Raw genomic sequence first — 25,066 nt, forward strand, 5'->3', positions numbered from 1 at the left:
CATGCATGCAGTTGCAGGAAGACATCGTGCCCAAGGTCTCTACCGAATCGTCATGGATTGTTCCACGGCCGCGCCGCGCTTATGCCTGGGTCGCCGCTGCGGCCTGCGCAGGATGGCTCACTGGCTGTGCCGATTTCCGTCCGCCGGTGTACGAGCGTCCGGAAACGCCGGCCAAGACGGAATGGTCGCGCCAGGAGTCGATTACGGTATCGCCGGCCGAGACCGTGCAGCCGAACTGGTGGCAAGGATTCAAGGACCCGTACCTGGACAAGCTGATCACGCAGGCGCTGTCCGGGAACTACGACATCAAGGTGCTCGCCGCACGCATCCGCGTGGCGCAGGCGCAGATCGGTGAAGCGAAGGCCGGTCAGTTGCCGGTGATCGACCTCAACGCCAACGCGAACGTCACCAAGACCACCGGCCAGGCCACCGCGCGCAGCTACAATCTGGGTGGCCAGCTGAGCTGGGACATCGACATCTGGGGCAAGGTAGAGAAGGGCGTGCAGGCGCAGACCGCCGAGTTCCACGCCACCGAAGCGGACTGGCGCGCCGGCTACCTGACGCTGGCGGCCAATGTCTCGACCGCTTACTTCCAGATCCTGCAGTTCGACGAGCAGATCGACCAGCAGACGCGCACCGTGCAGAAGAACGGGCAAATCCTCAATACATACCAGGCCATGTTCCAGAACGGGCTGGTGCCGAAGATCCGCGTCATGCAGCAGCAGGCGGAAATCAACCGGCTGACCAAGGACCTGATCGAACTGCGCCGCTCGCGTGACGTGACGGAGAACGCGCTGGCCACGCTGGTCGGCGTGCCCGCCGGCAATCTCAAGGTGCCGCCCGGCAAGCTGCAGAACCGCGTGCAGCCGCCGCCGGTGCCGGCGGGCCTGCCGTCGCAGTTGCTGGCGCGCCGGCCCGACATCGTGGCCGCGGAGTATCGCGTGCTCGCGGCGTACAACATCGTCGGCCAGGCCCGGCTTGCGCAGCTGCCGAGCATCAGCCTGACCGCGAACGGCGGCATGGCCAGCTTCGCGCTGAACAGCTTGCTGAAGACTTTCACGCTCGGCATTGCGCCCAGCATCACTCTGCCGATGCTGGACCCGAACATTCGCGCTCGCGTCAAGACCACGGAGGCGCAGGTCAAGGTGGTGGAAAGCGACTACGGCCGCACCGTGATGAACGCGTTCGAAGAGGTGGAGACCGCACTGGTCAATGTCGACGCGCACAAGAAGCAGCGCATCGAGTTGCAGCAGCAGGTTGACCAGCTGCGCGTGGTGTCGTCGCAGATCGAGGCGCAGCTCAAGGAAGGCGTTGTGTCGCAGCTTGAAGTGTTCGAGACCGAGCGTTCGCTGCTGAGCGCGCAACTGTCCTTGTTGGCCGTCCACCAACAGATCCTTGCCGATACTGTCACGCTCTACAAGGCGCTAGGCGGCGGCTGGACCGACGTGCGGGTCAGCAACGCCACGGCAAGCACTTCGTCGTCGCAATGACCTGGCGCCTTTGCGCCAGGCAGCGTTCACGATACATCGGCTCCCCGGCGCGCAGGGTACGCCAGCGGTTTGCGCCGCATGGGCGACACTCTGCGCGCTACGGCTGGTGCGCATTCAATTGACTAGCGAGAGGCGTCGCCTACTATGTTGATTGTCGATTCATCCCCCGGTGCGCAGCCTTCGGCGCCGCGCCTGTTGGTTTCTTGGAAACATGGCTCCTGACGATGCACTGATCATGGAAATGCCGGTGAGGATGGGTCAGGAGTTCGATATTCTGCTGACGCCCGTCTCGCGTCCGGAGCTGGGCGAGATCCGCATCGACGAGGACCTGTTCGCCGTCGGCCGGACCGAGGCACCGTTCGTTTCCTATCCCGAAGAGCTGACCGCGGCGCTCTCGCGCCGGCACGCGCGGATCTTCGCCGAGCACGGCGCAGTCTACGTGGCGGATCTCGGCAGCAAGAACGGCACGCGCATCAACGGCGCCGATGTCGCCGGGCATCCGCTGCGGCTCAGCGACGGCGACGAGCTTTCCTTCGGGTCGGCGCTGTCGTTTCACGTACGGCTTTCGCCGCGCGTGCCTGCGCCGGAGCCCCCGCGCGTAATAGTCACGCTGCAGCCAGAACGCAGCGACCTAGGCCTGCAGCCGATCGAGCTGAGCGGCTTCCCGTACCTGATCAGCAAGGCCGACGATACGTTCGCGCGCTACCGCGACAGCCATCCGCAGCAGGTCAATTACCTGTCGCGGCGCCATGCGCATATCTACCTGAAGTGCGGCGTGCCGTTCCTGGAGGACCTGGGCAGCACCAACGGCACCTTCGTCAACGGCCACCGTCTTGCCGATCATGGCGTGCCGCTCAACGATGGCGACCTGATCGCGTTCGGCGGCAGCCATTTTGTCTACAAGGTCGCGGTGCAGCGCGAAGGCGATGCCGACGCTACGGCTACGCGTACCGTGTTCGCCGCGCCGGATGCCGTGGTCGACGTCGAGCCCGTTGCCGAGCATGCAGCGGCGCCGGCGCATGCACTGGATGACGACGCGGACAAGACAACCTTCGTCGGCGCAGCCGATTCGTTCCTGGATATCTTCTGCGTCGACTACGCGGCGCGGCAGGAAGACGAGGTCAATGCCGATGCCGAAGCGCAAGCCGCGGCGGCTACCGATGCGTCAGTGCGCAAGGGAAATGCGTCGCGCAGCCGCACGGCGCTGCTTGCCGGAGAAGTCGCCGGGCGCTTCGGCCTGAATGACCCGGTGCGCGTGCGGCGCGCAGCGCGATGGGGCCTGGTGGTGCTTGCGCTGATTGCCGTGGGCCTCGGTGCGCTCTACCTGCGCGGCATGCCAGAGCGCGACGTGAAGTCGCTGCTTGCCGACGGCCAGTACGCCAAGGCGGCCAAGGCAGCCGATGCCTATCTCGTGCGGCACCCGGACGATGCGCAGTTCCAGGCCATGGGCACGGAAGCGCTGCTGCGCGCTCACGTGCCGCAATGGGCGGGCAAGCTCAAGGCGAAAGATTTCAACGGCGCCGCTGCGGTGCTGGCCGAGATGGCTTCGGGCAGCCAGCACAACGCGGATGCGCACCCGCTGGTGCGCGAGCTCGAATGGATCGGCGACCTGGAGCGCTACTTCGCGCAGCGCGGCGGCGCGGAAGCGCCGATCCGGCTCTACACCGATGAGTCCGTCATACGCGGCCTGCTGACGCACTGGAACCAGGACACCGCTGCGCACCAGCGCGCGCTGGGGCGCATCGCCGGATACGAGCCGGCATTCCGGGACGTCTATGCGAGCGCGCTCAGTGATGTGCGCAAGCTGCAGACGGACGAATCGGTCTACCTGGCCGCGATCGACCGGCTCAATGCCACGATCGCCGCCGAACTGGCGCGCGACAAGCCCGAGGCGCTGCAGCCGGTGCTGGACGAGTACAAGGAAAAATACCCGCGGCTGTCCGGTCTGGACAAGCTGCAGGACGACCTGCACCGCTACACCGCGTTGATGCAGCCGCTGCGCGCGCGCAACCCGGGGCCGCTGGTGGCGCGCATGGCCGATGCGAAGTTCGCCACGCCGCCATTCCAGGCCCAGTACGCGCGTCTCTCGCAGCGCCTTCCCACTACGGACGTCGCGCGGCAGTACGCCGTGGCCGCGCAAGCGTGGCAGCGCGGCGACGGCGCGACCGCCATCGCGGGCCTGCGCCGCATCAGCGCCGGGCCGTGGGCCGACGACGTGGCGAAGGACGCCGCGCACAAGCAGCAGGTCGCCACGCAGTACGCGGCGCTGCAGGGCTCGCGTGGCGCAGGCGGCTATGAGGACAAGCTGCTCGGTTTCTACGCCATGCTCGATCCAGACGAGGACAAGTACTACGCCAAGGCCGTGGAGCCGGATGTCACCGCGATCCGCGACAGCGCCTTGCGGCGTGCGCGTGAGCTGGTGAGCCGCGCCATTGCAGGGTGGAAGCAGTACCGCGCCAACGGCCAGATCGGCGCCGACCAGCGGCTGGAACCCGGCATTTCGCCGAAGTTCCGCGACCAGGCCAGGCGCCTCGCGCAGGCGCAGGAAGATGCGCGGCAAGGGATTCGCATCGTCACCCAGCTCAAGGCTGGCGAGAGCGCCGATCTCGCGCAATGGAGCAAGGCGGAGGAGGAGATCCGCGCAGAGGTCGACCAGCAGCGCCGCGCCTTGCAGGAGCTGCGCATGGTGCTCGACCCGGCCGTGCTCAAGGCCAAGCTGGACCTGCTTGGCGGCGAAGCGGGGGGCGCAGAAGCGCCGGCTGCCGCGTCGGCTGCAGCGGCGGTCACCGCGGAAACTGACAAGCCGAAAGAGGCGCGGCCATGAACGACGCACAAGGCAGCAACCGCCTGAGGCCCCTGTCCGAGGCGCTGGAGGACCACGGCGGCGAAGGCATAGCGATCCTCACGGCCGAGCCGTGGCGGCTGAGCCTGCTGACGATCGTGACGACGTTCGCGCTCGTGGTATGCGCGCTGATCTGGTCGTTCTTCGGACATGCCGATGTGATCGTCACGGCCGAGGGCACGCTGGCGCCGGAGTCGGAAGTCAGGCGCTTCTACGCGCCCGTGGATGGCGAACTTGCGGACCTGTATGTCGCCGAAGGGCAGCCGGTGTCAAAGGATGACGTGCTGGCCCGCCTGAACGCACGCGGCGCCATTGAGGCTGCGGCCAATGCGCTGGAGGCGCAGCTCAAGCTCGAAGACTCGGAGCGCGAATGGAAGCAGTTCCCCGAGAAGAAGGCGTTAATGGCGCGCCGCGCCGCCGCGCTCAAGCAACAGATCGACGTGGGCACGCGCCAGCATGAAACGCGCATTGCCGAAGGCACGACACGGCTGACCGAGCAGCAGCGCGCGCAGATTCAGGAGGCGCGCAGCAATGTCGAGAATTCGCGCCGTGCCCGAGACTTCGCGCGCCAGGAACAGGACCGCTATACGCGCCTGTTCGCACTGCCGGCCGGCGGCGGCGTGTCGCAGTCGCAGGTGGATGCCAAGCGCGCGGCCACGCAGGAGGCCGAGAACACGTTGCGCGTGGCGCAATCGCGACTGGCCGAACTGGAAGCGCGGCAGGGCCAGGAACTGAGCCAGGCCAACGTGCAGCTCGAAAGCAGCGGCCAGGAACTCGCCGGCCTGCGCGTGCAGTACGACGCGGCGATGCGAGAGATTGCGAGCACCGAGGACAAGCTGCGCCTGCAGGTGCAGACCGCGCGTTTAGTGGCCGAGGCAGCTGCGCGCATCCGCTTCGAGAACATCGACAAGGACAACTTCCTGCTGATCCTGGCGCCGGTGTCAGGCGTTATCACGGACGTGACGTCGACCCAGCGCGGCGACAAGATCCAGGCCAATACGCCGATCGGCGGCATCGCGCCCAATGACGCGCGCCCCGTGTTGAAGATCGCCATTGCCGAGCGCGACCGCGCGTTCCTGAAGGAGGGCTTGCCAGTCAAGCTCAAGTTCAACGCGTTCCCATACCAGCGCTACGGCCTGATCGAAGGCACGCTCGAATACATCTCGCCGGCGACCAAGCCGGGCGGGCCGGACAAGCAGCCGGTCTATGAAGGCCGCATCCGCCTCTCGCGCGATTACTACGCCGTGGGCGAAACCCGTTACCCACTGCGCTACGGCATGACCGCCACGGCGGAGATCGTCGTGCGCGAGCGCCGTCTGATCGACCTGGGGCTGGACCCGTTCAGGCAGGTGGCAGGCTAGCGGGACACGGTATTCGGGGAGCGAATCGCGACCGCCGCAGTGCGGCGCTATGGGGATCGGTGCAGGGGCCGTTATAGGAGGGTAGGGCCATGACTGGCATTGTGCGTATCGACGACGAGGTACTGGGCGTCGAAGAATTCATCCGCCTGCTCAAGTTCACCGGGCAGTTCGAAGGGCTGGTCGAACAGATGGTGCGTGACAAGCTGACCGTCCATGCCGCGAAGCGCGCTGGCATGAGCCTGGCGCAGGAAGAGATTCAGGAGCGCGCGGACCAGTTCCGGCGCGTGCAGGGACTGCACCGCGCGGCGGATATGAACCACTATCTCGACGCGCTGAGCGTGAGCCTGGACGAGTTCGAAGTCTTCATCACCGACAGCTTGTACCAGGAACGGATGATGGAGCAGGTCTGCAACGACGCCGCCGTGCACGAATACTTCCAGCTCAATTCGCCGCGCTTCGACAGCATCGAGGTCAGCCACATCGTGGTGGACAGCGAGGGCAAGGCCAAGGAGCTGATCTCGTACCTGCAAGACGACCCCGACAGCTTCGCCGAGATGGCGCGCGAGCATTCGATTGCCGATACGCGCGAGCGCGGCGGCGACATCGGCAAGGTCTTGCGCGGCTCGCTCAAGACAGACATCGAAGCGAAGGTCTTCAATGCGGAAGCCGGCGACTTGCTGGGGCCGTTTCCGGCGGCGGACCGCTCGTTCTTCGAAGTCTTCCTCGTGCGCGCGAAGCATCCCGCGACGCTCGACAGCGACGTCGCGGTGGAGGTGCGCCGGCTCCTGCGTGAAGAATGGCTGATGGCGAGGGCGCAGGAACATGTCATCGAAGCCCGCTAGCGAAGGCGCAGCGGCGGCCGAGGTGCCGTCGCCCGCGGCCGCGCCTGCATCCCCTGCTGCGGGTGCATCGCTCGCCGATTTCCTGTCGACGGTCGAGATCCTGTCGGCACTCACGCGTGAGGAGCTGGAGCAGCTCGCCGCCGCGGCGCAGACGCAAACGTTCGGCTTCGGCGACACCGTATGCAATGCCGGCGAGCCCGCACCCGGCCTGTACATCATCAAGGCGGGCTCCGTGCGCGTGTTCAACGAGGAGCACGGCAAGGAAATCAGCATGGGCGTGCGCAAGACCGGCGAGGTCTTCGCGGATGTCGGGCTGCTGCGCGACTATCACCATGAATCGTCGGTGCGCGCATCGGGCAAGACCGAGCTGCTGATGATTCCGCGCAGCGTGGGCGAGAAGGTCGTGGCGCGCAACCAGGCGGCGCTGGCGTTCATCACGAGCTATGTGGCGATCAGTTCGGCCGGCGGCTTCGTGGCCCGGCTGTTCGACCTGCGCGGCAAGCTGGACCGGCGCGAGCTGGAAGACGCGGTGCGCAGCGTGGGCGTCAAGCGCGTGGCCGCAGGCAAGGAGATCCTGAAGCAGGACGGGCGCGACGACCGCCGGCTCTACGTTGTGCGCCAGGGCGCCGTGCGCATCGTGCGCAATGAGGACGATGACGAGTTTCCGCTGGCCACGCTCGGGCAGGGCGATATCTTCGGCGAGCGCGCGTGCGTGATGCGGCAGGAGCAGATCGCCTCGGCCATCGCCGAGACCGATGTCCGCCTGCTGGTGATCCCCGAAAAGACCGTGCAGCTCATCCTGGAACGCAATCCGCGCCTGCGCGAAGTGCTCGAAGAGCGCATCCGCGTGGTCGATCGCGAGCTGCATCGGCAGAAGAAGCTCGCCGAGCGCCGCAAGCGTCCGGTGCTGCTCGACCTGCAATCCAAGCCGGAGCTTGGCGAGCGGCTGATCCGCCGGTTTGCGCTTGTCGAGCAGGCCGAGGAGATGGATTGTGGTGCCGCCTGCCTGGCCATGATCTGCCGGCACTACGGGATTCCGATGTCGCTTGGCAAGCTGCGCGAACTTGCCAACGTGACCACGCAGGGCGCCACGCTGGAAAGCCTCGCGCGCGCCGGCGAATCGCTCGGCTTCACCACGCGCGGCGTGCAGTGTACGCGCGAGTCGCTGATGGGCTTCGAGCTGCCGTTCATCGTGCACTGGGAGGGCTACCACTATGTGATCGTGTACGGCGTCTCGGCGCGCTGGGTATGGGTGGCGGACCCGGGTATCGGCTTCCGCAAGATGAGCGCCGAAGAGTTCGAACGCGGCTGGAGCGGCACCTGCCTGCTGTTCAGCCCCGGCGAAAGCATGGCGCAGCTGTCGGTGCAGCGCTCGCCGTGGCTGCGCTTTATCAGCTATCTGGCGCCGTACAAAAAGATCCTCGCGCACCTGTTCCTGGCCACCTTCGTGATCCAGGTGCTCGGCGTGGTGCCGCCTCTCATCATCCAGAACATCCTCGATGGCGTGGTGGTGCACCAGAATATCGGGCTGCTGCACCTGTTGATCGTCGGGCTCATCATCGCGAACTTGTTTTCGCAACTGATGTCGACGATCCGCGCGTACCTGGCCAACTTCATGGTGCGCAACATGGATTTCGCCATGATGTCGCACTTCTTCAAGCACACGCTGTCGCTGCCGCTGTCGTTCTTCGCCAAGCGCAAGACCGGCGACATCTTCGCGCGCTTCCAGGAGAACCAGACCATCCGCGCATTCCTGACCGAATCCACGGTGACGACGGCGCTGAACCTGCTGATGGTGTTCATCTACTTCACCATCATGTTTCTCTACAACGTCAAGCTCACGCTGCTGCTGATCGCGTTCGTGATCCCGATCGCGGCGCTGACCGTGGTGGTGACGCCCAAGGTCAAGACCTACGCGCGCGAGGTGTTCGCTGCGTCGACGGACGCCAAGGCTTATCTCATGGAGACGCTTGGCGGCGCGGAGACCGTGAAGGGCATGGGCATCGAGCGGCCTGTCCGCCTGCGCTGGGAAGCCAAGTATGCGAAGGCGCTGGAAAAGCAGTACCAGGCGCAGGCCTTCCACATCCTCGTCGGCATGATCAGCCAGTTGCTCAATGCGGCGACCACCATCGCCGTGCTGTGGGTGGGCGCCACGCTGGTGCTGCAGCGCGAGCTGACGATCGGCCAGCTGATCGCCTTCAATGCGTTCATGGGCAGTGTGCTCGCGCCGTTGATGGGGCTGGTCGCGTTGTGGGGCCAGCTCAATGATGCCGGCGTGGCGATGGAGCGGCTTGGCGACGTGCTGGACCTCGAGCCCGAACAGAAGCCGCAGGACGTGATGTCGCGCGTGCTGCTGCCCGACCTGCAAGGCGAGATCGAGATGAACGGGCTGTACTTCCGCTATGGCGGCGAGGACACCGCCTATGTGCTCGAGAACATCAGCCTGCATATCAAGCCGGGCGAGATGGTGGCTATCGTCGGGCGCAGCGGCTCGGGCAAGACCACGCTCGCCAAGCTGCTGGTCGGCTTCTACCGGCCTACCGAAGGCTCGATGAAGGTGGACGGCTATGAAATCGGCATGATCGACACCGAGTTCTACCGTGCCCAGGTCGGCTACGTGATGCAGACCAACCTGCTGTTCTCCGGCACCATCGCGGAGAACATCGCCTGCGGCGACGAAAGCCCCGACCGCCGCCGCATCGAGGAAGTGGCCAGGATGGCGGACGCGCACCCGTTCATCACCAAGCTGCCGCTCGGCTATGAACAGATCGTGGGCGAGCGCGGCATGGGCCTGTCGGGCGGGCAGATCCAGCGGCTGTGCATTGCGCGCGCGCTGTATCACGACCCGCGCCTGCTGGTGTTTGACGAAGCGACGTCGGCGCTCGATACGCAGTCCGAGAGTAATATCCTCGCGAACATGCAGGAGATCCTGCGCGGGCGCACGGCGGTAATCATCGCGCACCGCCTCAGCACCATCATGCAGGCCGACAAGATCCTGGTGCTGTACGAAGGCGCCGTCGTCGAGCAGGGCCGTCACGATGAACTGCTCGACCGCAAGGGCATGTACTACCAGCTGGTGCAAAAGCAACTGAGCTCAGCATGAAGCTATATAACCAGGGCGCCCATCCGCCTGCCGCCGCCGGCACCTCCACCGTCTCGTTCGCGGGGCTGATCGAGAAGCTCGAGATCCTGCGCTCCACGCTGCGCTGGTCGTCGCGGCTCGAGCGCACCGATATCGAGAAGCTGCTCAAGCAGACCACCACGCTGCGCGATGAGGTGATGGGGCTGTCGCACAAGGAGCGTTTCGTGCAGGCCGCAACGGGCGGTGAGGCGCCCGTGCAGGAGGAAATCGAACGCATGCCGCGCGAGCGCCGGCAGGCGCTGCTCGAGCGCAGCTTTATCTTCGAAGGGACGTTCGGCGATAACCCGAAGCTGCTCGAATCGCTGGAGATTGCCGAAAAGGCGGCGCCTACCGATCTTCCCGTGCTGATCGACGGCGAAAGCGGCACCGGCAAGGAGCTGATGGCCAAGGTCATCCATGCCAACGGTTCGCGGCAGGAGCGGCCGTTCATCTCGGTCAACTGCGGCGCTATTCCGGACAGCCTGCTCGAGTCCGAACTGTTCGGCCACAAGAAGGGCGCGTTCACGGGCGCCAGCAACGACCGGCGCGGCAAGTTCGAGAGCGCCCACACCGGCACCATCTTCCTCGACGAAATCGGCGAGCTGCCGCTGACGGGGCAGGTCAAGCTGCTGCGCGTGCTCGAAGCGCACGAGATCCAGCGCGTGGGCTCGGACGAATTGATCGCCGTCGACACCCGGATCGTCGCTGCGACCAACAAGGACCTGCGGCGCATGAGCAAGGAAGGAACGTTCCGCGAGGACCTGTTCTACCGGCTCAGCGTGATCCACGTATCGCTGCCGGCTTTGCGCGAGAGGCGCGACGAGATCCCGTTGCTGGTCTCTTATTTCAGCGACGAAGCGGCGGGCATGCTCAAGCGGCGCCCGGTCAAGCTTACGCCGAGGCTGCGCGACTTCCTGATGCATTACGAGTATCCGGGCAACATCCGCGAGCTGCGCAATCTGTTGTACCGGGTGTCGTGCCTGGCCGGTGATACGGCGGATCTTGTCCACCTGCCGGTGGACATTCGTCCGAAGCCGGCCGCGCTGGCCGTGGTGCCGATCGGGCCGGTTGGTGCGTTGTCAGCGCTGCCGACGTCGCTGAGCGAAGCCAAGCGCGCTGCCAGCGATGAAGCGGAGCGCGCGTTTCTGGAGCGGGGGCTGCAGGAAGTGGGCGGTACCGTTGCCGAGCTGGCGCGGCGGTGCGACATGAACCGTTCGCATCTGCAGATGCTGCTGAAGAAGCACGGGATTCATTCGAAGGACTTTCGGGGGCAGAGGGAGAAGGCGTGAGAGCGGTGAGGGACGGGGGGGCGCCCGGTTTGGCGAGCCCCCCAACCTTCACTTGCCCTTGTAGTCCGGGAAGAAGAGCTGTTCCCCTTCGACCTTGTAGCCGGCAATGGCCCGCTGTCCTTCCGGCGAGGTAATCCACTCCACCAGCTTCATTGCGTCGGGGTAGTTGGTGCCAGGGTGCCTGGCCGGATTGACCGCGATGACGCCGTACGGGTTGAACATCTTCGGATCGCCCTGCACGGCGATCGCCAGGCCGGTCTTGGCGCGGTAGGCGCCATAGGTGGCGCGGTCCGACAGCGTATAAGCGGGCATCTGGGCGGCCATGGTCAGCACCTCGCCCATGCCAAGCCCCGCGTTGACATACCACGGTTGCCCCTTCGGTTCGATGCCGAGTTGCTTCCAGTAGTCCTTCTCCATTACGTCGGTGCCGGAGTTGTCCCCGCGCGAGATGAACTTGCTGCCGCTGCCGACGAGCTTGCGGAAGCCCGCCAGCACGTCCTTGCCGCCCTTGATGCCGGCCGGATCGCTGGCCGGCCCCACGACGATGAAGTCGTTGTACATGACGTCGCGGCGATTGACGCCGTAGCCGGCCGCCACGAATTCATCTTCCATCTTGCGCGCGTGCACGAGCAGCACGTCCACGTCGCCCATCTCGCCCATCTTCATGGCCTTGCCCGAACCGACGGCGATGACCTTCACGTTCACGCCGCTCTTCTGCTCGAACTTGGGCAGCAGGTACTTGAGCAGGCCGGAGTTCTCGGTACTCGTCGTGGTAGCCAGCTTCAGTTCACCGGCCTGTGCGACGGAGAGCGCCATCAGGCAGGTAATGCTGCCCAGAACGGGAAGCCTGCGAAATGCAATCCGTGACATGTGTGGTTCCTTGATTTATGTTTCGATAAACATAATTGCCATGCCATGGCGGGTCGTGGAGAATGGAAAAAAAGCGACATAAAAACGGGGTGGTTCATTGTGTGCGAAGCGGAATCGATGTGTAAATATGCAAGGCGAAACATATGACATTTCGCTTTGACCTGTTTCCGGTCGTTGCTGCGGACGACAATCCGCGCGCCAACGGCAAGGTGTTCCAGTTGCTCAAGGCCGTGCGCGAAACCGGCTCGCTGCACCGCGCGGCGCGCGAGATCGGCTTGTCCTACCGCCATGCCTGGGGCGTGATGCGGACGTGGGAGGCCATGCTGGGCCGGTCCGTGCTCGATATGGAGCGCGGGCGGGGTGCGTCGCTGACGCGCTTTGGCGAGCGGCTGCTGCGTGCGGAGATGCGGTTGCGCGAGACCCTCGATCCGGCCGTGCAGCGCGCCATGGCCGAGTTCATCGCTGATCTCGACGATGCCGCCCAGCCGCAGACCTGCGTGCATTTTTCGGGGAGCCACGATCCCGCCATCGAGGTACTGGCCGGTGCGCTCAGGGACCAGCCATCGGGGCTTCAGCTTGATACGGTGTTCTGCGGCAGTGTCGAGGGGCTGATCTGCCTGCAGGAGCGGCAGTCCGAACTGGCTGGCTTCTATGTCTCGCCCGTGCAGACCGCCGGCTCGGTGGCCCACCTGACATTGCGCAAATGGCTGCGGCCAGCGTCGGTGCGCCTGCTGCGGCTGGCGTGGCGCGAACAGGGCCTGATCGTGTCGCCGGAGTTGAGCACTGAAATCCACGACCTGCGTGATCTCGTGCGCACCGAGGCGCGTTTCATCAACCGGCAGCGCAGTTCCGGCACGCGCATGCTGTTCGATCAGTTGCTGGCCGCGCAAGGCCTGTATCCCGACCAGATCGCCGGGTACGAAGAACCCGAGTTCAGCAATGAAAAGGTGGCGGAAGCGGTCCACGCCGGGCGCGCGCAGGTCGGTTTCGGACTGCGCATGAACGCCGAGGCCCTGGGACTGGCCTTTGTACCGCTCACGCGAGAGGCGTATTACCTGGCGCTGCGCAAGAACGACCAGACCGCGGGCTGGATGTCGGGCCTGCTCGCCCTGCTGGCCGATCCGGCGTTCGCGCGCCGGATCGAAGCGCTGCCGGGCTACACCATGGCCGAGCCGGCCGGCGTGCTGACGCCGCAGGAGGCCTTGCCCTGGTATGGAGCCGACGGTAAGGAAGGCGGCTGAGCCGCGCCTGATCGCGCTACACTCTTTGCGATGGCCTGAATAGGGCGATCGCCCGCCAACGCAAGGAGCACCATGCTGGAAACCGCCGCCCTGGCCGCAGGCATGTCCTGGGCCAGCGGCTTTCGCCTCTACCTCGCTGTCCTGGCCGCGGGCGTGTTGTCGCGGCTAGGCTGGCTGCACCTGCCGCCCGGGCTGCAAGCGCTCGAATCGTGGTGGGTGATCGGCGTGGCCGCGGTGCTCGCGCTGGCGGAGTTCATCGCCGACAAGATCCCTGGCTTCGACTCGGTCTGGGACAGCATCCATACCTTCGTGCGGATCCCGGCCGGCGCGATCCTTGCCGCGGCCGCGTTCGGCCAGCTGGATCCGCAATGGATGGTCGCGGCGGGCCTGGTCGGCGGCACCCTGGCCGGTACGGCCCACGTCGCCAAGGCCGGCACGCGTGCCTTGATCAATGTCTCGCCGGAACCGTTTTCGAACTGGGCGGCCTCATTCACTGAGGACGTGACGGCGACCGGCAGCCTGCTGCTGGCCTTTTTCCTGCCAGTGCTGTTCCTCGTCGTGCTGGCCGTCTTCCTGTTGGTGGCCATCTGGCTGCTGCCCAAGCTCTGGCGCGGAGTGCGCCGCCTGCATGCGAGCTTGCGCAACCGCTCGGGCCCGCCCGCAAGACGAACCTGAGCGCGCCCCCAGAACCCATGCTGCGTGCTCCAGGCGCCGGCAGCACCCGAACGAGACTGAAACCAAGAACTGATGCCGAACGAGCCCGCTTCCGTCCCCAATACCGCTGTTTCCCGAGCCATTGCCAGGTCCGTGTCGCACGGACGGCGATTTTCAGCCTGGCGCCAGGCCTTGCGCATGGCCCGGCGCGATTGGCTCGCCGGCGAGCTTTACCTGCTGCTATTCGCGCTGGTGCTGGCGGTTGCGGCGCTGACCAGCGTCGGCTTCCTGGCCGACCGCATGCGCCTGGGACTGGAGCGCGATGCTCGGCAAATGATTGCCGCGGACGTGCTGCTGGTATCGGACCAGCCGTTCGACGCTGGCTTTTCCACACGCGCAGCCCAGGCCGGCCTTTCCGTGGCGCATACGGTGACGTTCCCGAGCATGGCGACGGCCCGCCGTGCCGATGCCGCCCCCGGCGCCGAGGCGCCTAGCCAGCTCGCCGCGCTCAAGGCGGTCAGCCCTGGCTATCCGCTGCGCGGCAAGCTGAAGGTGGCCGCCACGCCGGGCGGCCCCGAGCAGGCCGCCGAAGGCACTCCCGCGCCGGGCACGGTCTGGGTGGACGAGGCACTCCTGAGCGCGCTGGGGCTGCGCATTGGCGACGCGCTCCAGCTTGGCAACCGTACGTTCCGCATCGACCGCATCCTGACCCAGGAACTGGATCGAGGCGCGGGGTTCATGAATTTCGCGCCGCGCGTGCTGTTGCCGCTGTCCGATCTCGACAGCACCGGCCTGATCGGCTGGGGCAGCCGCGTGAGCTACCGCCTGCTCGTAGCGGGTACGGACGCTGCCGACAAGGCCTACCAGCGCTGGGCGGACGACGAGATCAAGCGGCTCAAGCTGCGCAACACGCGCGTGGAGTCGCTCGAATCAGGCCAGCCGCAGATGCGCGCCACGCTGGACCGCGCGGAGCGCTTCCTGTCGCTGGTGGCGGTACTGTCGTCGATGATTGCCGCGGTGGCGATCGCCATGTCGGCGCGCCGCTATATGCAGCGGCACACCGACGCCTGCGCGGTCTACAAGTGCATGGGGCTGTCGCGCCGGCAGATCCTGGCGGCGTTCGGCATCGAGTTCCTGCTGCTCGGGGCGGCCGGCTCAGTGGTGGGCGTGGTGCTTGGCTACCTGGCCCACTACGGACTGCTGTTGTCGCTTGGCGGCCTGCTGCAAGTGTCGTTGCCGCAGCCTTCGCTGTTGCCAGCAACGGTCGGCATCCTGGCGGGTCTGGTGCTGCTGGCCGGCTTTGCCTTGCCGCCGTTGCTGGCGCTGACGCGCGTGGCGCCGCTGCGCGTGCTGCGCCGAGATATCGGCCCGCCGCCGGTGTCGGCATGGGCAGCCTACGCGCTCGGGCTTGGCGCCTTTATCGGCTTGCTGCTGGTGGCGGCGCGCGACCTGCGGCTCGGCCTGACCACGGCGGGCGGGTTTGCCGGCGCCGGGGCTGTCTTTGCATTGCTGGCGCTCGGCATGCTGATGCTGCTGTCACGCGCGTTGCGTGGCAGGCTGGCGGGGCGCTCGGCGGTGGGCTGGCGCTTTGCGCTGGCCGTGCTGGAACGCCGGCGCGCCGTGACCGTGCTGCAGACGGTGGCGCTGGCCATCGGCCTGATGGCGCTGCTGCTGTTGGGCATGACGCGCAACGACCTCGTCGATTCCTGGCGCAGTGCCACGCCGGCCGATGCCCCCAACCGCTTCATCATCAACATCCAGCCGGACCAGCGCGAGCCGTTGCGCGGCATGCTGGCCACGGCAGGCATCCATGACCTGCTCTATCCGATGGTGCGGGGCCGCCTCACGCATATCGGCGAACGCGCGATACGCGCCGACAGCTTTGCCGAGGGCCGCGCGCGCAACCTGGTGGAGCGCGAGTTCAACCTGTCCTATACCGACGCGCTGCCCGAGGGCAACCAGGTTGTGGCCGGGCGCTGGTCCAATGGCACGGGCGCCGGCGCATCGGTGGAGGAGGGCATCGCCAGGACGCTGGGCATCCGGTTGGGCGACACCCTGCGCTTCGACGTGGCCGGCCAGACCGTGCAGGCGCCGGTCACGTCGCTGCGCAAGCTCGACTGGGGGTCGATGCGTGTCAATTTCTTCGTGATCCTGCCGCCATCCGCCATGCATGGATTGCCCGAGACCTACATCACTTCGTTCCACTTGCCGCCAGCGAGCGCGGCGCTCGGCAACCGGCTGATCGCGGCGTTTCCCAACATCACGGTGGTCAACACCGACCTGATCCTGCGGCAGATACAGGCCGTGGTGGATCAGGTGATTGCCGCTGTGGAGTTCCTGTTCGTCTTCACACTGGTGGCCGGGATCACCGTGCTATACGCGGCACTCTCAGGCGCGCGCGACGAACGCATGCGCGATGCCGGGCTGTTCAAGGCACTTGGGGCTTCGGCGGCGCAGGTCAAGCAGACGCAGTACGCCGAATTCCTGGTAGTCGGCGGGCTTGCGGGCCTGCTCGCGAGCATCGGCGCAATCGCCGTAGGCTGGGGCCTGTCCCAGCACGTCTTCGATTTCCCTTACCGCTTCAATCCGTGGATCGTGCCGACCGGCGTGGTTTCTGGCATGCTGTGCGCTTTTGCGGGCGGCTGGCTGGGCCTGCGCGATGTGCTGCGCCAGCCGGCGCTGGCGACATTGCGTGACGCGTAATGCTCCGGAATGCCTCGGAACGCCGCCTGAAGTTTGCGAGTATCTGAATGAATACCGAACCTGAATCCACCGGCCAGGCCGGCACCGAGGTCACCGCCTTCGACCTGGTCGGCGGCGAGGCGCGCGTGCGCGAACTGGTGGACCGCTTCTACGACCTGATGGACCTGGAGCCCGAATTCGCGGGCCTGCGTGCGCTGCATCCGGCTTCGCTGGACGGCTCGCGCGACAAGCTGTTCTGGTTCCTGTGCGGCTGGCTGGGCGGCCCCAATCATTTCATCGAGCGCTTTGGCCATCCGCGCCTGCGCGCGCGCCATATGCCGTTCGAGATCGGCATCAGCGAGCGCGACCAGTGGATGCGCTGCATGGCCCTGGCGATGCAGGACGTCGGCCTGTCCGAGGACCTGCAGATGCGTCTGATGCAGGCCTTCTTCCAGACCGCCGACTGGATGCGCAACGTGGCCCGCTGAAGCGGCCCGGATCATTTCGAGAAAGGGTGGGACGATGCAAGACAAATTGCCCGCAGCTGCCCATGAGCTGCTGGAATTCTGGTTTGGCCACCATGGCTCGCCGCAATGGAATATCGCTCGGCCGGAATGGTTCACCAAGTCGGCTGCGCTCGACGACGTCATCCGCACGCGCTTCCTGACGCTGTGGGAAGCCGCGCACTCGGGCGATCCCGACGAGGGCGAGGACTGGTGCGCCACGCACGAAGGCGCGTGCGCCCGCGTGGTGCTGCTCGACCAGTTCCCGCGCAACCTGTTCCGCAACGATCCGCGCAGCTTCGCCACCGATGCCCAGGCGCTCGACCTGGCGCGGCGAATGGTCGATGGCGGCATGGATCGGGAGCTGCCGACGGGCTTTCACCGCATGTTCTGCTACATGCCGTTCGAACACTCGGAATCGCTTCAGGACCAGGACGAATGTGTGAGGCTCATGACGCAGCTGCGCGATGAGACGGCCGGCAAGGTCGACGTGGTCGAATGGGCGGAAAAGCATCGCGCGGTGATCGCGCGCTTCGGGCGCTTTCCGCACCGGAATGCCATCCTGGGCCGGCAGAGCACGCCGGAGGAAGTGGCATTCCTGAAGGAGCCGGGCTCGCGGTTCTGATCGCGGCGCCCGGCCTGGGAGATGCTGCTCAGGTCTCGTCGCGGTGTTCCTGCCACTTGTCGACACGCACGCGCGGCGCGTCGGCCAGCTTTGCCAGCAGCGCGGCCGGCGTGTCGGCCACGCGCAGCAGGTCGGCATGCACCTGCTTGAGGAAGCCTTCCTGCACGGCATGCGACATGAAGCCGAGCATGCCGTCATAGAAGCCCGCCACATTGAGCAGGCCGACCGGCTTGGCGTGGTAGCCCAGCTGCAGCCATGTGAAGGTCTCGAACAGTTCCTCGAAGGTGCCGACGCCGCCGGGCATGGCGATGAAGGCATCGGCGCGGTCGGCCATCATCTGCTTGCGCTCGTGCATATTGCGCACGACATGCAACTCGGTCAGGCCGCGATGGCCGACTTCCTTCTGCATCAGCGCGTCGGGAATGATGCCGATGGCGCTGCCGCCATGCTCGAGCACGGCATCGGCAACGATGCCCATCAGGCCGACCTTGCCGCCACCGTAGACCAGCGACATGCCGTTTTCGACGAGAGCCTTGCCGAGCGCACGTGCGGCGTCGGCATATTCGGGGCGGTTGCCGGGGCTGGAACCGCAATACACGCAAACGGATTTCACTTCCTGTCCTTGTCTGACTGGTTTTCCTGGGCCGCCTTGGACGCCGCGTAGTCGCGCGCGAGCTGGTCGAACGCATCGCGCGCACGGCCGCGCAGGTACGGCGCCAGGATCGAGAAGATGTGGTAGCTGGAACCGTGCAGATAGCCGCGGATCTGCTCGGGGTCGTTGTACTGGCGCGGACGCTGCACGAACTGGAACGACAGCCAGTACGTGGCGATCACGACGATGTTCGTGCAAATCGCTTCCACCTGCTCGGGCGTGGCTTCCATCTCGCCATCTTCGATGAACTGGCGGCAGATCTCCAGCGCAAAGCGCTTCTTCTGCTCGACGATCCGCTTGAAGTTGGTCTCCAGCATGCGGTTGCGCGCAAGCAGGTCGTTGATGTCCCGGTACAGGAAGCGGTAGTTCCACAGGAACTCCGACATGTACTGCAGGTAGCCCCAGCTTTCGTCCAGCGTGGCCTTGTGATCGTCGGGCAGCTTCAGGCGGCGTTCCATCTCCTGCTCGAAGAGCACGAAGATGGAATTGATGATGTCGTCCTTGTTGCGGAAGTGGTAGTAGAGATTGCCGGGGCTGATCTCCATTGCCTCCGCAATGGTGGTCGTGGTGACGTTGGGTTCGCCGACTTCGTTGAACAGGCGCAGCGAGACGTCGAGGATGCGGTCCCTGGTGCGGCGGGGGCCGGTTTGCGGTTTGGGTTCCATGGGCGTCCGGGCGATCGGTAAATCGGGGCAGGGTAGCGATTATAAGCAATCGGCCTGCCTGCCCCGGCCGCCCTTCCGGGGCGCCAGCGTTCAGCCCCCTAGCTGGCGTAGCCAGTGCAGCACGTGCGGCCCGGCAATGGCGATCCACGTGCCGCCGCACAGGATCAGCGCCAGCATGACCGCGGCGCTGCCGAAATCCTTGGCGCGCTTGGACAAGCTGTGCCGCTCCAGCGAGATGCGATCGATCGCCGCCTCGACGCTCGAGTTCAGCAATTCCACCATCAGCACCACGAGCAGCGTGCCCAGCAGCATGATGCGCTCGACCGTGCCGACGGGCAGCACGAACGCGCACGGCGTGAGAATCGCCACCAGCGTCAGTTCCTGGCGGAATGCGCTTTCTTCGAGCACCGCGTAGCGCAGGCCGGACAGCGAATTCAGCGCGGCATGCCAGGCGCGGGCCAGGCCGCGGTTGCCCTTGTGCGGGTTCTGTTCGATCGAATAGTCACTGCTTGGCGGACGAGGTGCCTGTGCCCGCAGCGGCGGGTCGGACGGCAGCGGCTGAGTGGGTTTCGACATGGTTGTGCGAGGCTGGTTGGGTTGGCATCTCGCCCGCGCTGCCGGTACTGCCGCCGGCCGAAAGCGGACGCAGGTGCGCCAGGAACTGCTCGGAGGCGGCGCGCCACGAAAACCGCTCGGCATGGGCGCGGGCGGTGGCGCGGTCGATGCGCAGCGCTTCCAGGCAGGCTTCACGCAAGTCTTCATGCATCACGCCGGCCGGGCTGTCGCCAAGCACGTCGATCGGGCCGGTGACCGGATAGGCCGCCACCGGCAGGCCGCTGGCCAGCGCTTCGAGCAGTACGAGCCCGAAGGTGTCGGTGCGGCTCGGGAACACGAAGACATCAGCCGAAGCATACACCCTGGCCAGTTCTGGCTGGCTCAGCACACCGAGGTAGTTCGCGCCAGGGTAGCGCGCGCGCAGCGAAGCCAGCGCCGGGCCGTCGCCGACCACCCATTTGGAGCCCGGCAGGTCCAGCGCCAGGAAGGCTTCCACGTTCTTTTCCACGGCCACTCGGCCAACGTACAGGAAGATCGGATGCGCGGTGTTGAGCACGTTGACGCGCTGCGTCTTGAACACGTCGAGATCCACGCCGCGCGTCCACAGCACGCAGTGGCCGATGCCATAGCGCTGCAGGTCGTCCAGTACCACGGGGGTGGGCGCCATCACGGCCTGTGCCTGGCCATGGAACCAGCGTAGGAAGCGGTACGTCCACGACAGTGGAATGCCAAAGCGCGCGTGCACATACTCCGGAAAGCGCGTGTGATAGGCCGTGGTGAACGGCATGCGCCGGCGCAGCGCGTAGCGGCGCGCCGCCAGGCCGAGCGGGCCTTCTGTGGCGATATGCAGGGCGTCCGGCGCAAAGTCGTCAATGCGCTTTGCCACACGGCTCGCGGGCATCAACGACAGGCGGATCTCGGGATAGGTCGGGCAGGGCAGGGTGCGGAATTCCAGCGGCGTGATCATGTCGACCGTATGGCCCATGGCTTCCAGCTCGCGGCGGGTGGACTTGAGCGTGCGCACCACGCCGTTGACCTGCGGTTCCCAGGCGTCGGTGACGATCAGGATCTTCATGCGGGCTCCTCGATGTGTAGCCGCGTTCTAGGGAGGGTAGCGGTTTGGCGTGCCGCTCAACCGCTGATGGCGGCAACGCGCCGGCGCTTGCGCGGACGGGCCTCGAGCGGGTCGAGCAGCGTGGTCCAGTAGACGATCTTCAGCTCGCCTTCCATGGTCTCGACCAGTGCGGACAGGCTTTCCACCCAGTCGCCGTCGTTGCAGTAGATCTGGCCGTTCACCTCGCGGATTTCGGCTTTGTGGATGTGGCCGCAGACCACGCCGTCGCAGCCGCGCCGGCGCGCTTCGTCGACCATTGCATGCTCGAACGAGCTGATGTAGTTCACCGCGTTCTTGACTTGGTGCTTCAGGTATTGCGACAGCGACCAGTACGGGAAGCCGAGCCGCGCGCGGATGCGGTTGAAATGGCGGTTCATCGCCAGTATCACCGTGTAGAGCGAATCGCCGAGGTAGGCGAGCCAGCGCGCGTGCTGCACCACGCCATCGAACAGGTCACCGTGCACGACCCACAAGCGCTTGCCCGTTGCTGTCACGTGCACCGCTTCCTCTCGCACTGTGATGTCGCCGAACGCCAGGCCATCGAACTGGCGCGCGACTTCGTCATGGTTGCCAGGCACGTAAATGACCTCGGTGCCCTTGCGCGCCTTGCGCAGCAGCTTCTGCACCACGTCGTTGTGGCGCTGCGGCCAGTACCAGCCACGCCGGAGCTGCCAGCCGTCGATGATGTCGCCGACCAGATAGAGTCGTTCGGATTCGTTGTGCTTGAGGAAGTCGAGCAGGTAATCAGCCTGGCAGCCGGCGGTGCCCAGATGGATATCTGACAGCCAGATCGCGCGGTACTGCTGGATCGGGTGCGGCTCCGGAGGAAAGTGCTGGCCGGCGTCGGCGGGAGGTATCAGCGGCGGGATGGCGGCGGGCTCGGCCGGTGGCGGCACGAAGGCCGCCAGCGCGGCGATACGCGACAAGACCTGGGAAAGCTCGGGGTCAGGGCTGCCGCGCAGCCTGAGCGTGAATCCCGACAGAACTCCGAGTGCGGATCGGATGGCTTGAACCATGGCAGCCCCGTTGACGGCAATGGCTGCATTCAGCCAGCGCGCCGTGACGAAGACGTGTCGGAAACATGACTGACATATGAAACGTTGCCGGGATCCGACAGCGTCGGGCGGTACTGTCAGGCCGCCATATTGCGTAGCGTGGACAGCGCTTCCACCACGGCCGCGACGGCGCGCGGATCGCGCAGCAGCGATACGTGGCCAATGCCCGCCAGCGGAATGTGCTTTGCGCCATCCAGCCAGCTTGTGCACGGCGGCCCCGCGATGGAGTCGTGCCAGCTGAAGATGGAAACCATGCGTGCGCGCAGGGCAGGCGTCTCGGCATCGCCCAGAGCCGTTAGCCAAGGGCTGCCGCAGCGCATCTGCCATGCATTGCGCCCCGCGCCGAAGCGGGCCAGGGCGCAGCCATGATGCGGTGTGCCGAGCGTGACGATGCCGGCGCAGACGCCACGCTCGGCTTTCGCGAGTGCCGCGCGCGCGACCAGTCCACCCATGCTGTGGCACACCAGCAGCGGTGCGTTTCCTGTTGTTGCTGTGAGCTGCTCGATATGCTGCAGCAAAGCGTCGGCATAGTCGTCGATGTCGCCGAGAACCGGCTCCATGTCGATCGCTTCGCAACGGTAGCCCGCCGCCGCCAGCGCGGGCTGCAGGTCAAGCCACACCGCATGGTTGCAGGCATAGCCATGCACCAGGAGCACGGCAGGCATCTGGTCAGGGGCGAGGGAATCGTCAGGTGCCGCGTAGCGGCGGTGTGAGCAGAACGGTTGCAGCCAGTTGAACATGCGGAATACCGCGATGTATTCCATGGCAAAGCAGCGCATGGCTTCGGACGGCGGCAGCGATTGCTTGCTGCGCGCAATCGGTGCGGGTTTGGGAGGCCGCTGTTGGCGAGAAACGCCGATGCCGTGCTGCGTCGTGGCGAATGCGATCGCGATGCCAATGGCAAGCCCGCCGAGCACCGTCACTGCGCCTGCAGCCAGTGCCGCAGGCCAGTGCCAGCCAGCGTGCTGCGTCAGTTGCCAGCCAATGCCGGCTGCTGTGGCCGCCTGCAGTGCCACCGCCACGCGGCGGGCGCCGGCGGCGCTCAGGGTCATGGGCGCGGCGTACGCAGGTCAACCCGCAGGTCAACGAGGCGCGTGCGCGCGATACGGTCGTGCAGGAACTGGCGGCGCGGATCGAGCCAGGCCAGCAGGATCCAGATCAGCAATCCGGCGCCCAGAACGCCGACGAAGGGCCCTTTGAGGAGCCCGAGCGCATGCCCCAGCGCGGCCGATGGCGGCAGCCAGAGCCACGCCAGCACGTAGCGCAACGCGGCCTGTGGCCAGCGCGGCGGCACTCCGGCAGCGGTTTCGATGCGCATGCGCCAGGTCTGCATCGCCAGCGTCTGGCCGCTGCGCTGCCAGAACCAAGTGAAGTAGAGGCCCATTACCACGAAGCTCCAGCCCTGGATCGCGTACGGGCTGTCCAGGCCGAGTTTCTGCAGCGCCGGGCGGACCAGCAGGAAGAGCGCGGTTGACGCACTCAGCACGCCGAACAGCAGCACGCCTTCGTACAGCATGCAGGCGATGCGGCGGCGCAGCGATGGCGCGGTCGGGAGGGGGGCGTTGGCGGACGACGGAGCGAGGGTGGCGGCTGGCATGGCGCGGAAATCGGGAGACCTTGGTTCAGGCGTACCGGGCGTGGCAGGCACTGCAAGGCCACGTGCGGAATCCGGCGATTATGCCAAATGCCCGTCTGGTGGGCGCGTTGGCGCCCTTACTGCCGGATCGTGGTGTCGGCCTGTGTGGCGGCAGCTGCTTCCGAGGCGCCGTCCATGACCGCTGGTGGCGCCGCAGGCGCAGCCGGAACGGGCGCTGCAGGCGTTGCGGCCGGGGCCGTCCCGGACGCATCGGCGGTGCTGGCCTTGGCAGCCGGCGCCGACGCCGGCCTGGCTGCTATCGACGCGGACTTCTTGTCCTGATGAATCTGGCGGCTGGTGTCGGCGGGAAGGCGCTTGCCGCTCGGCAGTGCACTGACAGCGCCGGGGCGGCGCGGTACGCGTTCCGCGGCGGCGAGATTCTTCTTCTGCTCTTCAGGCAGTTGCTGGTACTTGTCCCAGGCTTCCGCCTTCTTTTGCGCTGGCAACGACCGCGTGATCTGGTAGTTTTCCCGCGCCAGACGGCGCTGCTGCGGCGTCAGCTTGACCCATTCGGTCATGCGTGTCTGCAGGCGCGCCTGTTCATCGGGCGAGAACTTCGGATAACGCTCGGCAATCCGCAGCCATTTTCGTCGATTCAGTTCGGGAAGTGTGTCCCACAGAGGCTGCAGCGGGCCGAGGATGCGTTGCTGGACCGGGGTCAGTTCGGACCATGCCGGGCGAGCATTCACCGCCTGTGCGGCTTGCCCTGCGGACGCTGGACCCTGGGCCAGTGCGTCGGTCGGTGCCGCGCACCAGGCGGCAGCTGCGCACAAACCGGCCAGCAGCAAGGTGCCCAGCCGGCGGCGTGGTGCGTCGGGGCGGAAATTCGCACGGGCCATGTCTATTGCCCGCGCTTGAGGAACACGTGGAAGCCCTGGTCGGCGTACGCCGTCGGCGGGAGGTCGTCGAGCAGCATCGCAGCGTCGATGTCCGCGAGTTCCTCGACTCGTTTCTGCTGCTGCCAGTGATAGATGCCGAACAGGCCAGCGCCAAGCGCGACCAGCGTCCAGACCAGCGCACCGCGCCGCAGCCAGCCGCCGATCCGGTGCAGCGGCGTGTCTTCCTCGTCATCGAAGGAGGGGGTGTGGCCACCCGGCATCGCATACTGCGGCACGCGCACCGGTGCCTCGGCCTTCTTGTGGGCCAGCGCCATGCGACGAGCTGCCGCGAGCCGTTCGGTCACGTCGGCCGGCAAATCGTCGGTGGCCGCATCAAGTGCAGTGCGAACCTCATGCGCGAAGCGCAGTTCCTGGATTTCTCTGTCGTTTCTGCTCATAGTCGGACCCCCCGTGCGCGCAATGCTTGCGCCAGGGTATGCGTGGCACGGGAACAGTGCGTCTTGACGCTGCCTTCTGAGCACCCCATGACCGCGGCGGTTTCGGCGACGTCCATATCCTCCCAGTAACGCATCAGGAATGCCTCCCGTTGACGCGTGGGCAGTCGCTGGATTTCCTGTTCGATGATCGCCATGACCTGCGCCCGCTCGACCTTGTCGGCACTGCTTTCGGCCATTTCCGTGCCGGCTTCGGCCTCGAGTGTATCGAGCAGGTCGTTATCGTCGCCGTCGCGCTCGTCGCGCAGCGAGGAAAACAGTGATATCCAGGTATTGCGGACTTTCTGGCGGCGGAACCAGTCGTGAATGGTGTTCTGGAGGATGCGCTGGAACAGCGGAGGCAGCTCGGCGGCGCTCTTGTCGCCGTATTTTTCCGCGAGCTTGATCATGGCGTCCTGGACAATGTCCAGCGCAGCTTCGTCGTCGCGCACGGCAAATACCGCCTGCTTGAAGGCGCGCCGCTCGACGCTGGCGAGAAAATCGGACAGTTCCTGGTCGGTAGCCATGCAGGCGGGGAAAACATTATCTCTGTGCTG

The 25,066-nt window shown here is 66.1% G+C and carries 22 protein-coding genes; 11 read left to right on the forward strand and 11 right to left on the reverse strand.

What is annotated here, in order from left to right; translation table 11 throughout:
• The first annotated feature begins 5 nt into the window (after nucleotides 1–5).
• From K2O51_RS17120 to K2O51_RS17145, 6 genes are all read left to right on the forward strand, one after another.
• Nucleotides 6–1,490 carry an efflux transporter outer membrane subunit gene (locus K2O51_RS17120; RefSeq protein ID WP_220631423.1) on the forward strand — a complete coding sequence of 495 codons (1,485 nt, stop codon included), beginning with the start codon at nucleotides 6–8 and terminating at the stop codon, nucleotides 1,488–1,490.
• A 211-nt stretch (nucleotides 1,491–1,701) separates the two neighbouring features.
• Nucleotides 1,702–4,314: an FHA domain-containing protein gene (locus K2O51_RS17125; RefSeq protein ID WP_220631424.1), complete on the forward strand. Its 2,613-nt coding sequence runs from the start codon at nucleotides 1,702–1,704 to the stop codon at nucleotides 4,312–4,314.
• Nucleotides 4,311–5,693, forward strand: coding sequence for a beta-barrel domain-containing protein (locus tag K2O51_RS17130; protein WP_011297111.1), 1,383 nt, complete (start codon nucleotides 4,311–4,313; stop codon nucleotides 5,691–5,693). The genes K2O51_RS17125 and K2O51_RS17130 overlap by 4 nt, the downstream gene beginning before the upstream one ends.
• Nucleotides 5,694–5,782: 89 nt before the next feature.
• Entirely contained in the window at nucleotides 5,783–6,535 is a 753-nt protein-coding gene (locus K2O51_RS17135) for a peptidylprolyl isomerase (protein WP_220631425.1), read from the forward strand.
• Nucleotides 6,516–9,638, forward strand: coding sequence for a peptidase domain-containing ABC transporter (locus K2O51_RS17140; RefSeq protein ID WP_011297113.1), 3,123 nt, complete (start codon nucleotides 6,516–6,518; stop codon nucleotides 9,636–9,638). Before K2O51_RS17135 ends, K2O51_RS17140 begins: the two co-directional genes overlap by 20 nt.
• The gene (locus tag K2O51_RS17145; protein ID WP_011297114.1) at nucleotides 9,635–10,945 is read left to right on the forward strand and encodes a sigma-54 interaction domain-containing protein; all 1,311 of its coding nucleotides are present in this window, start codon (nucleotides 9,635–9,637) and stop codon (nucleotides 10,943–10,945) included. The genes K2O51_RS17140 and K2O51_RS17145 overlap by 4 nt, the downstream gene beginning before the upstream one ends.
• Before the next feature lie 48 nt (nucleotides 10,946–10,993).
• On the opposite strand, the gene K2O51_RS17150 is transcribed toward K2O51_RS17145, so the two are convergent.
• Complete coding sequence (locus tag K2O51_RS17150; protein ID WP_220631426.1) at nucleotides 10,994–11,815, reverse strand: ABC transporter substrate-binding protein; 822 nt, start codon at nucleotides 11,813–11,815, stop codon at nucleotides 10,994–10,996.
• Nucleotides 11,816–11,958: 143 nt separating this feature from the next.
• Between K2O51_RS17150 and K2O51_RS17155 the strand changes: the two genes are divergently transcribed.
• The 5 genes from K2O51_RS17155 to K2O51_RS17175 all read left to right on the forward strand — a co-directional run bounded on the left by K2O51_RS17155 (nucleotide 11,959) and on the right by K2O51_RS17175 (nucleotide 17,520).
• A complete protein-coding gene (locus tag K2O51_RS17155; RefSeq protein ID WP_011297116.1) occupies nucleotides 11,959–13,056 on the forward strand; it encodes a substrate-binding domain-containing protein in 1,098 nt (365 codons plus the stop codon).
• 72 nt (nucleotides 13,057–13,128) lie between these two features.
• The gene (locus K2O51_RS17160; RefSeq protein WP_011297117.1) at nucleotides 13,129–13,731 is read left to right on the forward strand and encodes a DUF4126 domain-containing protein; all 603 of its coding nucleotides are present in this window, start codon (nucleotides 13,129–13,131) and stop codon (nucleotides 13,729–13,731) included.
• 72 nt (nucleotides 13,732–13,803) lie between these two features.
• Nucleotides 13,804–16,413, forward strand: a complete 2,610-nt coding sequence (locus K2O51_RS17165; RefSeq protein ID WP_220631427.1) for an ABC transporter permease — start codon at nucleotides 13,804–13,806, stop codon at nucleotides 16,411–16,413.
• 47 nt (nucleotides 16,414–16,460) lie between these two features.
• Entirely contained in the window at nucleotides 16,461–16,880 is a 420-nt protein-coding gene (locus tag K2O51_RS17170; RefSeq protein ID WP_011297119.1) for a group II truncated hemoglobin, read from the forward strand.
• A 34-nt stretch (nucleotides 16,881–16,914) separates the two neighbouring features.
• A complete protein-coding gene (locus K2O51_RS17175) occupies nucleotides 16,915–17,520 on the forward strand; it encodes a DUF924 family protein (protein ID WP_011297120.1) in 606 nt (201 codons plus the stop codon).
• A gap of 28 nt (nucleotides 17,521–17,548) precedes the next feature.
• Here the strand turns inward: K2O51_RS17175 and K2O51_RS17180 are convergent, their stop codons facing one another.
• The 10 genes from K2O51_RS17180 to K2O51_RS17225 form a co-directional block, all read right to left on the reverse strand.
• On the reverse strand, nucleotides 17,549–18,133 hold the full coding sequence (locus tag K2O51_RS17180) for an LOG family protein (protein ID WP_140952688.1): 585 nt from the start codon (nucleotides 18,131–18,133) through the stop codon (nucleotides 17,549–17,551).
• Nucleotides 18,130–18,837: a TetR/AcrR family transcriptional regulator gene (locus K2O51_RS17185; protein ID WP_011297122.1), complete on the reverse strand. Its 708-nt coding sequence runs from the start codon at nucleotides 18,835–18,837 to the stop codon at nucleotides 18,130–18,132. Before K2O51_RS17185 ends, K2O51_RS17180 begins: the two co-directional genes overlap by 4 nt.
• Before the next feature lie 90 nt (nucleotides 18,838–18,927).
• The gene (locus tag K2O51_RS17190; RefSeq protein ID WP_011297123.1) at nucleotides 18,928–19,413 is read right to left on the reverse strand and encodes a diacylglycerol kinase; all 486 of its coding nucleotides are present in this window, start codon (nucleotides 19,411–19,413) and stop codon (nucleotides 18,928–18,930) included.
• Entirely contained in the window at nucleotides 19,340–20,467 is a 1,128-nt protein-coding gene (locus K2O51_RS17195) for a glycosyltransferase family 4 protein (RefSeq protein ID WP_220631428.1), read from the reverse strand. Before K2O51_RS17195 ends, K2O51_RS17190 begins: the two co-directional genes overlap by 74 nt.
• A 56-nt stretch (nucleotides 20,468–20,523) precedes the next feature.
• On the reverse strand, nucleotides 20,524–21,522 hold the full coding sequence (locus K2O51_RS17200) for a UDP-2,3-diacylglucosamine diphosphatase (protein WP_220631429.1): 999 nt from the start codon (nucleotides 21,520–21,522) through the stop codon (nucleotides 20,524–20,526).
• A gap of 116 nt (nucleotides 21,523–21,638) precedes the next feature.
• Entirely contained in the window at nucleotides 21,639–22,613 is a 975-nt protein-coding gene (locus K2O51_RS17205) for an esterase/lipase family protein (RefSeq protein WP_011297126.1), read from the reverse strand.
• On the reverse strand, nucleotides 22,610–23,158 hold the full coding sequence (locus K2O51_RS17210) for an RDD family protein (RefSeq protein ID WP_011297127.1): 549 nt from the start codon (nucleotides 23,156–23,158) through the stop codon (nucleotides 22,610–22,612). Before K2O51_RS17210 ends, K2O51_RS17205 begins: the two co-directional genes overlap by 4 nt.
• Nucleotides 23,159–23,274: 116 nt before the next feature.
• Entirely contained in the window at nucleotides 23,275–24,036 is a 762-nt protein-coding gene (locus tag K2O51_RS17215) for a DUF3106 domain-containing protein (RefSeq protein WP_011297128.1), read from the reverse strand.
• A gap of 2 nt (nucleotides 24,037–24,038) precedes the next feature.
• On the reverse strand, nucleotides 24,039–24,473 hold the full coding sequence (locus K2O51_RS17220) for a DUF3619 family protein (RefSeq protein WP_011297129.1): 435 nt from the start codon (nucleotides 24,471–24,473) through the stop codon (nucleotides 24,039–24,041).
• Nucleotides 24,470–25,036 (reverse strand): RNA polymerase sigma factor, encoded by a 567-nt coding sequence (locus K2O51_RS17225; protein WP_011297130.1) that lies wholly within the window; start codon nucleotides 25,034–25,036, stop codon nucleotides 24,470–24,472. The genes K2O51_RS17220 and K2O51_RS17225 overlap by 4 nt, the downstream gene beginning before the upstream one ends.
• Nucleotides 25,037–25,066: the final 30 nt, after the last annotated feature.

Source organism: Cupriavidus pinatubonensis, from assembly GCF_019602855.1.
GTDB lineage: Bacteria > Pseudomonadota > Gammaproteobacteria > Burkholderiales > Burkholderiaceae > Cupriavidus > Cupriavidus pinatubonensis.